Below are 13,531 nucleotides of genomic sequence, written 5' to 3'. Positions count from 1 at the left end.
TCCGCCATGCTATTTGTCATTGGATGGGGAATACTATGTTGGAATCACTGCCACAATCGATCTGGAATGAGCTGCACGCAGCCCAGTCCAAAGCCGCTAAGAAAAAGACTCGCCTGCGGGTTGAGGTGAATGGCGAAAGCTACAAAATCGAACGCATGACAAGCACGGGGTTTGCGCTCGGGCTCGAAGATGCACCGAAACTGCGCGGCCTTGTGGACATCTATGATGGCGGGCACCACGTCAGCCAATGCCTGATCGTTGCCGCCGCCGAAGAGGGCGACCACATGGTCTATGAATTCAAGCGCAACACCGCCGCGAGCGACGGCGCACCGCTTGATTTTGAACGTATCAAGGATGCGCCCATCGCATTGTTGGGCCGCTAAACTACTGTAAATCGCCGAACGCTTTTGCCAGTCGGTCAACGGCTTCTTGCACTTGCGCGCGTGGTGCGGCGATGTTGAACCGCAGGAAGTTATCTCCTCCCGAGCCAAACGTCGGCCCGTGGTTCACGGCGATCTTCGCATCCGATTGTACGCGGTCGGTGAATTCTTCCCGCGACATGCCTGTGCCACTGAAATCGACCCACGCTAGGTAAGTTGCCTCAAGCGGCATAGATGACAGCCCCGGAATGGCATTCACGCCTGCATCAAACAGCTTTCGGTTTCCGTCCAGATAGACGAGCAATTCATCAACCCACGCAGCACCTTCCGACGAATAGGCAGCCTCGGCCATGAACAGGCCAAAGCTGTTGGGCGACATGCCCAGCGCTGCCATGCGCGCACCAAATGCGCCGCGAAGGTCTGGGTCTTCGATGATGACATTGCCGCTGTGCGATCCGGCAATGTTGAATGTCTTGGTGGTCGCCGTCATCGTCACAAGACGGTCTTCGATCCCCTCGATATGGGCCATCGGGATATGCTTGTGGCCGGGGAAGGTCAGGTCATGGTGGATCTCATCAGAAACCAAAATCAGGCTATGACGTTTCGCAAAGGCGGCAACCGCCTGCAACTCGCCTCGGGTCCAGACGCGGCCACCTGGGTTATGGGGCGAACACAGAATAACCATGCGCTCGTTGCCAGTCATCTGTGCGTCATAGGCGCCAAAGTCGAATTCGTAGCGGCCGTTGTCGTTGGTCAGTAGGCATTCTACAACCTCGCGCCCCGCCGCGTTAATCACCTTGGCAAAGGCATGGTAGACTGGCGTGAACAATACAACACCGTCACCCGGCGCAGTAAACGCATCCACACACATGCCGGTCCCGTTCACAAGTCCATGTGTCGTGAATATCCATGACGGATCGATTTTCCAGCCATGGCGCGTGTCCATCCACCACTGGATCGCCGCAAGGTAGGACCGCTCGTCACCGTAATACCCGTACACCCCGTGATCATGCATTTTCTGCACCGCGTTTTGCACACAGGTCGGCGGCTGGAATTCCATGTCCGCAACCCACATCGCAATGCCATCGTCGGCATCCACACCGTAAATCTGCTCCATCATGTCCCATTTAACGCTATGGGTGCCGCGACGGTTGATGGGGGTGTCAAAACTCATGAAGGTACTCCTTTTTTAGCAAGCTAGCTTTATGCTCGGCGGACGCAAGCCCTTCTCCCACGTTGCGCCATATTGCAAGCGGCCCCCGTTCACCTTACATGGGCGCCATGACCTTACGCCCAATCTTGATCCACCCCGACCCGCGCCTGAAATCCACAGCTGACCCAGTTGCCGAGGTGGACAAAGCCGCCCGTGCATTGGCCGACGATATGTTGGAAACCATGTATGACGCACCCGGTATCGGCCTTGCCGCGCCGCAGATCGGTATCCTGCAACGGATGCTCGTGATGGATTGCGTGAAGGACGAAATGGCGACGCCCGAACCGATGGTGCTCATCAACCCGCGCGTGCTGTCCTCGTCTGAAGAAACAAACGTCTACGACGAAGGCTGCCTGTCCATCCCCGATCAATACGCCGAAGTCGAACGCCCCGCGTCTGTGAAGGTGGAATGGACGGACCTTGACGGTAAGACCGTGCAGCAGGATTTTGATGGGCTTTGGGCGACCTGCGTTCAGCACGAAATCGACCACCTTAACGGTAAGCTGTTCATCGACTATCTCAAGCCGCTGAAACGCCAGATGATCACGCGCAAAATGCAAAAGCTAAAGCGTGAGATCGCACGGGGCAACGCGTAACGCGCCCACCAAAATCAAAGGCTACACATGTCACATAGACCCTTCATTCCGTGGCCCGCCAAGGTTCTGCGCACCGCCGCCGCAGAGGTTCCCGAAATTACCGACGACATCCGCGCCCTTTGGGAGGAAATGATCGAGGCAATGAACGCAATGCCGGGCGTCGGACTCGCAGCGCCCCAAATCGGCGTGTCTTTGCGCCTCGCCGTTGTTGATGCCTCCGACAAACGCGGCCAAGCGGTGCGCATGGCCAACCCGACGATCCTGCATGCCAGCGCCGAGATGCGCCTTCACGAAGAAGCCTCGCCGAACCTGCCCGGCGTTGCCGCGTCTTTTGAACGCCCACGCGCTGTGACGGTGCGCTTCCTGAACGAAGCTGGCGTTTATGACCGCCAAGATTTCGTCGGCCTTTGGGCGACCAGCGTGCAGCATCAGATCGACCATCTGAACGGGAAGATGTACTTTGACAACCTAAGCCGCACCAAACGCGAAATGTTGATCAAAAAGGCGCAAAAGCTGCGCTAAGGGGAAGAACGTCATGCGCATTGTCTTCATGGGAACGCCCGACTTTTCGGTGCCAATTTTAGACGCTTTGGTTGATGCGGGGAATGATGTTTGTGCTGTCTACTCCCAACCCCCTCGCCCCGCAGGGCGCGGTAAGAAAGACCGCCCAAGTCCGGTTCAATCCCGCGCCGAAGCACTCGGGCTTACTGTGCGCCACCCCGTGTCCCTCAAATCCGATGAAGCGCTGGCCGATTTCGCCGCACTGAACGCTGATATTGCCGTCGTGGTCGCCTATGGCTTGATCCTTCCACAAACCATTCTGGACGCCCCGACCAAGGGCTGCCTGAACATCCACGCCTCCTTGCTCCCACGCTGGCGCGGCGCAGCCCCGATCCACCGCGCGATCATGGCAGGGGACGCGAATACCGGCGTCTGCATCATGCAAATGGAAGCAGGCCTTGATACCGGCCCCGTCCTACTGCGCCGCGAAATCGGCATCGAAGAAAACGAAACAACAGGCGCATTGCATGACCGCCTAAGCGTGCTGGGCGCTACGGCGATTATTGATGCGCTGGATGCACTGCCAAACCTGACGCCTCAAATCCAATCCGAAGAAGGCGTCACCTACGCCGCAAAAATCGATAAAGCCGAAGCGCGCGTTGACTGGACCCAAACATCAGAGCAAATCACCCGTCAAATCAACGGCCTTTCCCCGTTCCCCGGCGCTTGGTCCGAAGCAAACGGCGAACGCATAAAGTTCCTGCACGCCAGCCAATCTGCACAGCGCCTAACCTCCGGCGAAGTCAGCACAACGGACGGCCTCTACATCGGAACGTCAGACAGCGCGGTCCAAATCTACACCCTTCAAAGGGCAGGAAAAAAAGCTGCATCCGCCAGCGAGGTGCTGCAAGGCTGGACACCGCCCACGCACCTGTCCTGACTTTCTTTGGCTCTTAAATACTCATTCTTGCGCACCGCAGGTGCGCCCCCGCTCGCTGCAAGCGCAATTCGCTAACTTTTAAATGGTTCCATACCTGCGCGGGCAAGCTCATCGGCACGTTCATTCTCAGGATGGCCTGCGTGACCCTTGACCCATTCCCACGTCACATCATGACGCAGGCGCGCTTCATCCAGACGTTGCCAAAGATCAATGTTCTTGATCTCGCCACCCTTCTTCTTCCAGCCCTTTGCCTTCCAACCGTAAATCCACTTTGTGATCCCGTCCTTGACGTAGGAACTGTCCGTCACAACGGTCAGCGTGCTGGCGGATGACAACGTCTCAAGCGCATTAATCGCGGCAAGCAATTCCATCCGATTGTTGGTCGTATGGGCTTCGCCACCCTTCAATTCGCGCTCTTTCACGACGGTGTCACCGTCCCGCGCAATCAGCACGGCACCCCATCCACCAGGGCCGGGATTTCCGCTACAGGCACCGTCTGTGTAGGCATATAGATCAGGCAATTTTTCGCGCTCTCATGGTAACGAACGGATCGTTGGTTCCAGCCATTCCGACTTCTTTTCCTTCTTGGATCGCGATAACCTCGAAGCCTGCGTCTCGCAGCAAACTTTGCAATTCCTCAACTGTCACAAAGGAATAAAACCGCTCGATGCGGTCGCGCGTTTCGCCTGTTCCGGTTTTCATTGCGACGTGAAAAACACCGCCATCTCGCAAGGCGGTCGCGATTGACGTAAAGTGGCGGGGTAGGTCTGGTCTGGGCGCGTGAAGCAATGAAAAATTTGCCCAAACCCCGTCATAAGCACCAACCATGTCCAGCTCCGCAAAGCTGAGCAGCCGTGCGCCAATATCATGGTTTTCATTCGCCAGATCGATCATACCTTGAGATGCATCAACTGGGTCCGGCCGAAAGCCCAAGGTGCGCATTTGAACCGACGCGCGGGCTGGGCCGCAACCAAGGTCCAGCACATCAGCACCGCTCGGAAGCAACGCCAAGAAGTCCGTCAGCGCGGTATTTGCCGCGCCGCTGTCTAGACAGCTGTCGTACTGTGACGCCGAATTGTCATAGAATGCGATGGTTTTAGGGTCAGTCATGCTACAGGTTCCCGCAGCACGCGCGGCACCTTGAATTCCACGTTCTCGACGGCGGTTTCGACCTGCTCAACGGTCACATCATACCGCGTTTTGAAGGCGTCGATCACTTCATTAATCAAAACCTCAGGCGCGGATGCCCCTGCCGTGATGCCGATGCTCTTGATGCCGTCCAGCGCGCGCCAATCAATGTCTTTGCCGCGCATAACCAATTGCGAATAATCGCAGCCCGCCTTGCGGCCAACCTCGACCAGACGTTGTGAGTTGGACGAGTTTGGAGCGCCCACAACCAACATCGCATCCGCCAATGGCGCCATCGCCTTAACAGCCTCTTGGCGGTTGGTGGTTGCGTAACAGATGTCTTCTTTGTGCGGGCCGACTATCGCAGGGAACCGCGCGTTTAACGCGTCCACGATGTCAGCCGTGTCATCCACCGACAATGTTGTCTGGGTCACAAAGGCCAACTGCTCTGGGTCCCGCACCTGAACGCCTGCAACATCCTCGACGGTCTCAACGAGTAGCACTTCACCATCCGGCAATTGCCCCATTGTCCCCACCGTTTCGGGATGGCCAGCATGCCCGATCATAATCATCTGCAAACCATTGTCCGCATGACGCTGGGCTTCGATATGCACCTTGGAAACCAGTGGACATGTCGCATCGACATAAACCATTTCACGCGCACTCGCGGCGGCTGGCACGGATTTCGGCACGCCATGGGCACTGAAAATGACTGGCCGATCGTCAGGACAATCTTCCAGCTCCTCAACAAAGATCGCACCCTTTTCTTTCAGGTCATCCACAACGAATTTGTTGTGTACGATCTCATGGCGCACATAGACCGGTGCGCCCCATTTCTCGAGCGCTAACTCAACAATCTTAATCGCACGGTCCACGCCCGCACAAAACCCGCGCGGGGCAGCAAGATAAAGCGTAAGTGGCGGCTTGGGCATCGGCGTCTCCTGATTTAGATATCAGGTAAGCCTTTCCGTGCCCGTCGTCTAGTTCCTGCCTGTGCAGTTCATTCCATAAAAACCCTTGCCTTCCAGTGGGGGGAATCTTGTAGGAACGATGTTATAAAATCGGAGAGCATGATGAAAACGAGACTAATCGCCTGCGTTTTTGGCGTAACTGCTATCGTGTTAGCTGCAGCTGTCTGGGCGCAAAACGAGCCACCTGCGCAAGTTGGGTTGTTCGAGTACTCCAATGCGGAGGTCGTCGCTGAGGGGGAAGCGTTATACGTAGATCTTTGTGCGTCGTGTCACGGCGCAAATCTTGAAGGGCAGGACAATTGGCGAAATTTGGGGCCGAACGGCCGCGCGCTTGCTCCGCCTCACGATGAAACGGGCCATACATGGCACCATCCTGATGAACAGCTGTTTCAAATCGTGAAGGTCGGAACCGCTGCCCTTGTTGGTAACGGCTATGAAAGCGATATGGCGGGTTATAGCGGCATTCTGTCAGACGCGCAGATCTTGGCGGTCATGGCTTTTATCAAAAGCACTTGGCCAGAAGATATTATCGAACGTCACAACGCAATCAACGCCGCTGCCGCGCAGTAGCATCAAACGAAAACGGGCGCCCCGAAGGACGCCCGCATTTTCTATTCTTCAGCGACCGTTTCAGGCTCGGGCGCTTCTTTGACCTCCCGGGTAGGGCGGCCAATGACGTCACGCAACTCATCCAATTCAATGAAGTTGTCGCATTGTCTGCGCAACTCATCCGCAATCATTGGCGGTTGGCTGCGGATTGTCGAAACAACCGAAACCCGCACGCCACTGCGTTGGAGTGATTCAATCAATGGGCGGAAGTCGCCATCGCCTGAAAAGATCACAATATGATCTACATGTGGCGCTAACTCCATCGCATCCACGGCCAATTCGATGTCCATGTTGCCCTTGATCTTACGACGGCCCATTGAATCTGTGAATTCTTTGGCGGGCTTGGTCACCATTGTGAACCCGTTGTAATTCAACCAATCCACAAGCGGGCGAATTGGCGAATACTCGTCGTTCTCGAGAAGTGCTGTGTAATAGAATGCGCGCAGCATTTTGCCGCGGCGCATGAATTCCTGACGGAGCAATTTGTAGTCGATGTCGAAGCCTAATGATTTCGCTGCCGCATACAAATTAGATCCATCAATGAAGAGCGCGAGGCGCTCATCACGATAAAACATGACAATTAGTCCTTTCAAATCCGCCAGACCGGTGGGAACTATGTGAGTGGTTTTGTTCCGGCAAAGCTTGTTCAAATGTAAGGAAATTGTGAATTGCCGCAAGTGTTACCGCTAAGACTCGGCAAAAAAGTGATAATTGCTTTAGGCGCCAATGCGCCGTCGCATGCCGGTGATGCACGTTTGACTGTGCTTGCCGCTATTGACGCTCTTGGCCGTACCTTTGGTGACGTACACGTAAGCAAGCTGTACCAAACCCCAGCTTTTCCAGCCAATTCAGGGCCTGATTTCATCAACGCGGCGTGTTCTTTCCGTACGGAATTGCCCGCAGATGAGGTCTTGAACACGCTGCACGCGATAGAAGCGGACTTTGGCCGTGAACGGGTGGTCCGTTGGGGGCAAAGGACGCTGGATTTGGACTTAATCGCCATGGGCGCGCATGTTTTGCCCGATCTGGAAACATTTAATCGCTGGAAAAACCTGCCAATCGAGGACCAAAAGGTGCTAACGCCAGACACCTTGATCCTTCCGCATCCGCGGGTTCAGGACCGCGCTTTCGTGTTGGTGCCAATGGCCGATATCGCGCCAGAATGGGTGCATCCGGTGTTGGGGCAATCCACCACTGAAATGCTCGACCAGCTGCCCGCATCAGAACGGGATGAAATCCGAGCGCTTTAAGGCGGGAATCGGGTTGTATTATAGCTGTCAAGCGTCTAGATAGCCCTTTCTGAACACCTATTTTCCGACTGATTGGAGTGCCCTATGGCCCGCGTGACCGTTGAAGACTGCGTTGACAAGGTTCCGAACCGCTTTGAACTGGTAATGCTCGCGGCGCACCGTGCGCGTGAAATTTCCGCTGGTGGTGCTTTGACCGTCAGCCGTGACAACGACAAAAACCCTGTCGTGTCCCTGCGTGAGATCGCTGAAGAAACACAGACTGCTGACGACCTGCGCGAGCGCATGATCGAAGCGAACCAGACACAGATCGAAGTCGATGAACCAGAAGAAGACAGCATGGCGCTTCTTATGGGCGGCGGCTCCCCTGAGGCTGACAAGCCAGCAGAAGACGATCTGTCTGAAGAAAAGCTTCTTCGCGCACTGATGGAAGCTCAGGGTCAAAAGTAATCCCTGCATGAATAAGGTTGCTCGACCAGCATGATCAATTCCGATGATCTGATCATCACCTCTGAAGATTTGATCGCGCTGGTCCGCGCCTATAACCCTAAAACGAACGCAACGCTGATTGCTGATGCATTTGTTTTTGGGGCTGAGGCCCACGAAGGCCAGTTTCGCCACTCCGGCGAAGCATATTTTACCCACCCGATAGCCGTTGCCTGTATTCTTGCTGAACAGCAGATGGATGACGCGACGATTATCACCGCGCTCCTTCACGATACGATCGAAGACACAGGCGCGACCTTTGCCGTTGTAGAAGAACGCTTCGGTCGCGAAATCGCTGATCTCGTCGATGGGGTAACAAAACTTACGAACATTCAGGTCAATTCGCACGAAACCAAACAGGCGGAAAACTTCCGCAAGCTGTTCATGGCCACATCACGGGACTTGCGGGTGACGCTGGTGAAGCTCGCGGACCGTTTGCACAATATGCGCACGATCAAATCTATGCGCGATGACAAGCAGGCCCAGAAAGCCCGTGAGACCATGGACATCTATGCGCCGCTTGCAGGTCGCATGGGTATGCAGTGGATGCGCGAAGAACTCGAAGACCTCGCGTTTCGTGTCCTCAATCCTGAAGGGCGCAATTCCATCATCCGGCGTTTCATAACGCTGCAAAAGGAAACGGGCGACGTTGTCGCAAAGATCCAGACGGATATGGAATTTGAACTGGATAAGGCGGGCATCGCCGCAGACATCTACGGACGCGCGAAAAAACCCTATTCGATCTGGCGCAAGATGCAGGAAAAAGAGCAGGGTTTTTCCCGTCTTTCCGACATCTATGGCTTTCGTATCATCACGAAGTCCGAAGCCGAATGTTACGCAGCCCTTGGCGCTATTCACCAACGCTGGCGCGCAGTACCTGGCCGTTTCAAAGACTATATCAGCCAGCCGAAATCCAACGGCTACCGCTCAATTCACACGACCGTTTCCGGCCGTGACGGTAAGCGTGTCGAAGTGCAAATTCGAACACTTGAAATGCACGAAGTCGCCGAAGCAGGCGTAGCTGCGCACTGGTCCTACCGCGAGGGCGAGCGCGTTGAAAACCGGTTCGCGGTTGATCCGGCCCGCTGGATTGCGCAACTCACTGAACGTCTTGATGAGGACCACGACCATTCCGAATTCCTCGATCTGGTGAAACTGGAAATGTATCAGGACCAAGTGTTCTGCTTCACACCCAAAGGCGACGTTATCAAACTGCCCCGCGGTGCCACGCCAATCGACTTTGCCTACGCCATCCACACCCGCATTGGTCATGCTTGTGTCGGTGCCAAAATCGACGGGCTGCGCGTGCCGCTTTGGACGCGGGTTAAGAATGGCCAGTCGGTCGAGGTCATCACCGCCGATGGGCAAACGCCGCAGGCAACATGGATCGACATCGCTGTAACGGGCCGCGCAAAGACCGCGATTCGCCGCGCGCTGCGCGAAGAAGACCGCGCGCGTTTTATTGTGCTGGGCCGCGAACTCGTTCGTGTTGGGTTTGAGAACGTCCAGAAGAAAGCCACTGACAAGGCCCTTCAAACCGCAGCGAAGGCACTAGGAATTGGCTCCGTAGATGACCTTTTGGATTTGGTCGGTTCCGCCGAGATTACCTCGCGCGAGGTCGTGTCCGCGATCTACCCCGAACTCGCAATTTCCGAAGGTGTCGAAATTGAATCGCGGCGCGCGGTTATCGGTCTCGATGTGGGGCAGTCGCATCGTCTTGCGCAATGCTGCCAGCCTATTCCGGGCGAACGCATCGTTGGCATCACATCGCGCGGCCAAGGCGTTGTCGTCCATGCCATCGATTGCGATGTCCTTGCCGACTTTGAAGATCAACCAGAACGTTGGATCGATCTGCATTGGCAAGAAGGCAAACACTCCGCGACCAACACCATTACGCTGGAAATGACGATCACCAATGATGCCGGTGTTTTGGGGAGAATCTGCACGCTTATCGGCGAAAATGATGCAAACATATCTGATCTGGTGTTCATTGATCGCAAGCCGGACTATTTCCGGTTGCTGATCGAGGTCGACCTGCGCGATGTAGAGCATATGCACGTTGTAATGACCTCACTTGAGGCCGATTCCAACGTCGCCAAAATTGCACGGCACCGCGACCTTGACCGTTCAGGGCAGGTACAACGACAACAATAACGGGCGAAAGCCAAAGGGGATCAGGTGGTCTTCAGACGCAGAGACAGACGACCCCTTTGGCGCGTTGTGTACGAGTTTTTCTGGCCGCGTGGCGGCTGGGGACGCGCGGCAACATACGTCAAACATCGCGTGCGTCGACTCCCCGATACACCAGAGAAAATCGCGCGTGGTATTTGGGCCGGCGTGTTCACCACCTTTTGCCCTTTCTACGGATTTCATTTTTTCATTGCGGCGATGATCGCCATGATCATGAGGGGCAACATCCTTGCCTCACTTATGGCGACGTTCTTTGGTAATCCGCTGACATATATTCCGATTGCATATGCATCGCTGACGACGGGGCATTGGCTGCTTGGGACGCGGCTTGATCGCTCATTGTTGGAATCCCCAGGTGGAAAAGACTTCTGCGGAATCGGATGCCAGTTCGGACGCGCGGGCCGCGACCTTTGGCGGAATTTCAAGGCAATTTTCACAGATGACAAAGCGGATTGGCGCGGTCTTTCCGAATTTGGATCAGAAGTTTTTTACCCTTATTTGGTGGGCGGTATCCTTCCCGGAATTATCGCAGCGACAATCGCTTACTACTTGTGTGTGCCGCTGATCCGCGCCTATCAGAACAGCCGTCGCAAGGCTTTGCGCGCAAAACTCAACCAGCTAAAGATTCCGGCTGACGGCGAATAATTCCCCCGCTACAGTCAGGCCAGTAGAAGGGGGTACATATGTCCAAATTGCGTTTAGGTGTGAACATTGACCACGTGGCGACTGTGCGTAATGCGCGCGGTGGAAACACGCCTGATCCTGTTCGCGCCGCGAAGCTGGCAGAGGATGCTGGCGCCGATGGAATCACGGCACACCTGCGCGAAGATCGCCGCCATATCGGGGATGCAGACATTGATGCCCTGATGGACGCGCTGACAGTGCCGCTGAACTTTGAAATGGCTGCAACGGACGAAATGCAAAAGATCGCCCTGCGTCACAAACCCCATGCTGTCTGCATCGTTCCTGAAAAGCGTGAAGAACGGACCACCGAAGGCGGACTAGAAGTTGCGCGCGAGGAAAACCAACTGGCTCATTTCATCGCGCCATTGCGTGATGCTGGTTGCCGCGTATCCATCTTCATCGCTGCTGATCAACGCCAAATCGAAGCCGCGCACCGCATAGGTGCGCAGGTGATCGAACTGCACACCGGTGCCTATTGCGACGCCCACGCTGAAGGCGATTTTGCGACCCGCGACGCCGAACTCGAGAAAATGCGCGAAATGTCGACATTTGCCCATTCGCTGGGTCTTGAAGTCCACGCAGGCCACGGTTTGACCTACGATACCGTGAAACCCGTCGCCGCCTTTCCAGAGGTGATGGAGCTCAATATCGGACACTTCCTGATCGGTGAATCCATTTTCCGCGGCCTTCAACCCGCGATGGCTGAAATGCGCCGCCTGATGGATGAAGCACGCGAGGTATGATTCTGCATGCGGTATATCTGTCGCTGCCTGATGATGCGGATCATAAGGAATTAGCTGATATCATGGCTGGATTGAAAGATCTGGTCGGCAAAATTGACGGTTTCACTGCGTTTTGGCACGGTGCAAATATCGATGTTGAAAACAGCTCACCCGAGGTGAATTACGGGTTCCACGGGTCCTACACGGATAGCGCAGCGCTTGCCTCTTACGCTTCTGATTTACGCCACCAAGCACTTGGAGGCCGGCTTGTGACCTTGTGTGGCGGAGTGGATGGGATCAAAGTCTATGATATTGAGACTGCCGGAGAAGCCTAATGCGCCTAGTTTCCTTAATCGCCGCGACATTTTTGGCGTCGCCGCTTGCGGCGCAAACTGCGTTTCCATGTAATTGGCAGGCGCGTGCAGACAATATCGTTGAGCCGTGGGAAGACAACATCGCAACCTTCGCCAATGGTGCCGTACGTGTTGCGTTGTTGGATACGATCGAGCCTGCTGCAGCGGCCTATTATCTACTTGTCCTACATCCCCCATTGGATGAGATGGCAGGGCGAAGCTGCACAACTGTCGGTCTAGACGATGGGCTAGGCTATGCGGGTATGTTCTTCAGTGAATTGGACGCGAGCTATGATCCTGCAACCGGCCTGACCCTACAAATTCCGGCGGTCATCTATCTGCCTGAACAAAGCTTTCAAAACGCGGTCCTTTTAAGTATCGCAATCAACCAATCCACGGGCGATGTCACCGTTTCACAGGAACTCGCAGAGTGAGCGATCTTCTTTTTCCTTTGCCGTTCATTCTACTTGGCTGGGCCGCTGGTGGCGGCAGCCCGGGGCCCGCGACACTCGCCATATCGGGCACCTCAATGGCCGAAGGCAGAACACGCGGGCTGCAGTTGGCGTCAGGTGTTGTGTTGGGGTCCGCCATTTGGGGCATTGCAGCCGCGTTAGGGTTTTCTGCCCTCATGATGTCCAACGTTTGGTTGTTTGAAACTGTCCGCTACATTGGCGCAGCGTACCTTTTGTATCTTGCGCTGAAATCGCTGCGTTCTGCGTGGGTTGGAACCTCCGTGAAGCCTGCAAAACCGGCCCGCATTGGCGCCTTTACAAAAGGCCTGACTTTGCATTTGACCAACCCCAAGGCAGTGCTGGGATGGGGTGCGATTTACGCGGTGGCTATGACGCCGGACGCGCAACCGCAGTCCGTCGCGCTTCTATTTTGCGCTTTAATCGCGACATCGGCCTTTGTATTCCTCGGTTACGCGGTTCTGTTTTCTTCGGCCCCAATCGCACGCGGCTACGTCCGCCTAAAACGACTGTTCGACCTGACCTTTGGTGTGCTATTCGGCGCGGCATCGCTGAAACTTCTTACAACAAAGCACACTCCATGATCCTTGGCATCGGCACCGACCTCGCAAACATCGAACGCATTCAAGGAACGCTGGACCGCTTCGGTGACCGTTTCCGCAATCGCGTATTCACAGACATCGAACAACGCAAGGCGGAAAACCGCAAAGACGTTGCAGGCACATACGCCAAACGTTGGGCCGCCAAAGAAGCCTGTTCAAAGGCGCTGGGCACGGGCTTGCGCATGGGGATTTCTTGGAAAGACATGGCGGTGACGAACATGCGAACGGGCCAGCCCGTTATGGCTGTGACCGGATGGGCAAAAGAGCGCCTTGAGACGATGACGCCGGAGGGCCACGAGGCGATTATCCACGTCACCCTGACCGATGATCACCCTTGGGCGCAGGCCTTCGTCGTGATTGAGGCCAGACCCCTTACAAACAAGGATACTGCGGGTTGACTAACGCCGCGCGGACCCTCACATAACCCCCACTTTCAATG

The 13,531-nt window shown here is 55.5% G+C and carries 19 protein-coding genes; 14 read left to right on the top strand and 5 right to left on the bottom strand.

The features are described 5' to 3' along the window. The first annotated feature begins 35 nt into the window (after nt 1-35). Nucleotides 36-383 (top strand): hypothetical protein, encoded by a 348-nt coding sequence (locus OCA8868_RS10625; RefSeq protein WP_093996542.1) that lies wholly within the window; start codon nt 36-38, stop codon nt 381-383. 1 nt (nt 384) lies between these two features. On the opposite strand, the gene OCA8868_RS10620 is transcribed toward OCA8868_RS10625, so the two are convergent. Beyond that, nucleotides 385-1,554, bottom strand: a complete 1,170-nt coding sequence (locus OCA8868_RS10620) for a MalY/PatB family protein (RefSeq protein ID WP_093996541.1) — start codon at nt 1,552-1,554, stop codon at nt 385-387. 107 nt (nt 1,555-1,661) lie between these two features. On the opposite strand from OCA8868_RS10620, the gene def (OCA8868_RS10615) reads away from it, so the two are divergent. Genes def (OCA8868_RS10615) through fmt form a run of 3 tightly spaced genes read left to right on the top strand, consistent with a single transcriptional unit; the run spans nt 1,662 to nt 3,630 of the window. Further along, on the top strand, nt 1,662-2,189 hold the full coding sequence (def, locus tag OCA8868_RS10615) for a peptide deformylase (RefSeq protein WP_093996783.1): 528 nt from the start codon (nt 1,662-1,664) through the stop codon (nt 2,187-2,189). A gap of 27 nt (nt 2,190-2,216) precedes the next feature. Next, a complete protein-coding gene (gene def, locus OCA8868_RS10610; protein WP_093996540.1) occupies nt 2,217-2,711 on the top strand; it encodes a peptide deformylase in 495 nt (164 codons plus the stop codon). Nucleotides 2,712-2,724: 13 nt separating this feature from the next. Beyond that, a complete protein-coding gene (fmt, locus tag OCA8868_RS10605) occupies nt 2,725-3,630 on the top strand; it encodes a methionyl-tRNA formyltransferase (protein WP_093996539.1) in 906 nt (301 codons plus the stop codon). Nucleotides 3,631-3,701: 71 nt separating this feature from the next. On the opposite strand, the gene rnhA is transcribed toward fmt, so the two are convergent. From rnhA to ispH, 3 genes are read right to left on the bottom strand one after another with little or no spacing between them, the layout of a single operon-like run. Further along, nucleotides 3,702-4,151 (bottom strand): ribonuclease HI, encoded by a 450-nt coding sequence (gene rnhA / locus OCA8868_RS10600; protein ID WP_093996538.1) that lies wholly within the window; start codon nt 4,149-4,151, stop codon nt 3,702-3,704. Continuing rightward, nucleotides 4,144-4,740 (bottom strand): class I SAM-dependent DNA methyltransferase, encoded by a 597-nt coding sequence (locus OCA8868_RS10595; protein WP_093996537.1) that lies wholly within the window; start codon nt 4,738-4,740, stop codon nt 4,144-4,146. Before OCA8868_RS10595 ends, rnhA begins: the two co-directional genes overlap by 8 nt. After that, the gene (gene ispH / locus OCA8868_RS10590; RefSeq protein WP_093996536.1) at nt 4,737-5,690 is read right to left on the bottom strand and encodes a 4-hydroxy-3-methylbut-2-enyl diphosphate reductase; all 954 of its coding nucleotides are present in this window, start codon (nt 5,688-5,690) and stop codon (nt 4,737-4,739) included. The genes OCA8868_RS10595 and ispH overlap by 4 nt, the downstream gene beginning before the upstream one ends. A gap of 141 nt (nt 5,691-5,831) precedes the next feature. Here ispH and OCA8868_RS10585 point away from each other — a divergent pair, with 141 nt between their 5' ends. Next, nucleotides 5,832-6,299: a c-type cytochrome gene (locus OCA8868_RS10585; protein WP_218822680.1), complete on the top strand. Its 468-nt coding sequence runs from the start codon at nt 5,832-5,834 to the stop codon at nt 6,297-6,299. Nucleotides 6,300-6,340: 41 nt separating this feature from the next. Here OCA8868_RS10585 and OCA8868_RS10580 read toward each other — a convergent pair whose 3' ends face one another. Next, nucleotides 6,341-6,913, bottom strand: coding sequence for a LabA-like NYN domain-containing protein (locus tag OCA8868_RS10580; protein ID WP_093996534.1), 573 nt, complete (start codon nt 6,911-6,913; stop codon nt 6,341-6,343). A 129-nt stretch (nt 6,914-7,042) separates the two neighbouring features. Here OCA8868_RS10580 and folK point away from each other — a divergent pair, with 129 nt between their 5' ends. From folK to acpS, 9 genes are all read left to right on the top strand, one after another. After that, the gene (gene folK / locus OCA8868_RS10575) at nt 7,043-7,588 is read left to right on the top strand and encodes a 2-amino-4-hydroxy-6-hydroxymethyldihydropteridine diphosphokinase (RefSeq protein WP_245848176.1); all 546 of its coding nucleotides are present in this window, start codon (nt 7,043-7,045) and stop codon (nt 7,586-7,588) included. 84 nt (nt 7,589-7,672) lie between these two features. After that, entirely contained in the window at nt 7,673-8,035 is a 363-nt protein-coding gene (gene rpoZ, locus OCA8868_RS10570) for a DNA-directed RNA polymerase subunit omega (RefSeq protein WP_049833230.1), read from the top strand. 30 nt (nt 8,036-8,065) lie between these two features. Continuing rightward, a complete protein-coding gene (locus tag OCA8868_RS10565; RefSeq protein WP_370737996.1) occupies nt 8,066-10,225 on the top strand; it encodes a RelA/SpoT family protein in 2,160 nt (719 codons plus the stop codon). A 24-nt stretch (nt 10,226-10,249) separates the two neighbouring features. Next, a complete protein-coding gene (locus OCA8868_RS10560; RefSeq protein ID WP_093996532.1) occupies nt 10,250-10,906 on the top strand; it encodes a DUF2062 domain-containing protein in 657 nt (218 codons plus the stop codon). A 38-nt stretch (nt 10,907-10,944) separates the two neighbouring features. After that, the gene (locus OCA8868_RS10555) at nt 10,945-11,688 is read left to right on the top strand and encodes a pyridoxine 5'-phosphate synthase (protein ID WP_093996531.1); all 744 of its coding nucleotides are present in this window, start codon (nt 10,945-10,947) and stop codon (nt 11,686-11,688) included. Further along, nucleotides 11,685-12,002: a Dabb family protein gene (locus tag OCA8868_RS10550; RefSeq protein WP_093996530.1), complete on the top strand. Its 318-nt coding sequence runs from the start codon at nt 11,685-11,687 to the stop codon at nt 12,000-12,002. Before OCA8868_RS10555 ends, OCA8868_RS10550 begins: the two co-directional genes overlap by 4 nt. Continuing rightward, complete coding sequence (locus OCA8868_RS10545; protein WP_093996529.1) at nt 12,002-12,454, top strand: hypothetical protein; 453 nt, start codon at nt 12,002-12,004, stop codon at nt 12,452-12,454. Before OCA8868_RS10550 ends, OCA8868_RS10545 begins: the two co-directional genes overlap by 1 nt. After that, nucleotides 12,451-13,074 (top strand): LysE family translocator, encoded by a 624-nt coding sequence (locus OCA8868_RS10540; protein WP_093996528.1) that lies wholly within the window; start codon nt 12,451-12,453, stop codon nt 13,072-13,074. Before OCA8868_RS10545 ends, OCA8868_RS10540 begins: the two co-directional genes overlap by 4 nt. Then, the gene (acpS, locus tag OCA8868_RS10535) at nt 13,071-13,490 is read left to right on the top strand and encodes a holo-ACP synthase (protein WP_093996527.1); all 420 of its coding nucleotides are present in this window, start codon (nt 13,071-13,073) and stop codon (nt 13,488-13,490) included. The genes OCA8868_RS10540 and acpS overlap by 4 nt, the downstream gene beginning before the upstream one ends. The last annotated feature ends 41 nt before the right edge of the window (nt 13,491-13,531 follow it).

Source organism: Octadecabacter ascidiaceicola (genome assembly GCF_900185015.1).
Lineage (GTDB): Bacteria > Pseudomonadota > Alphaproteobacteria > Rhodobacterales > Rhodobacteraceae > Octadecabacter > Octadecabacter ascidiaceicola.
The sequence above is the reverse complement of the archived record's forward strand: the minus strand, read 5'-3'. Positions and strand labels throughout refer to the sequence as shown.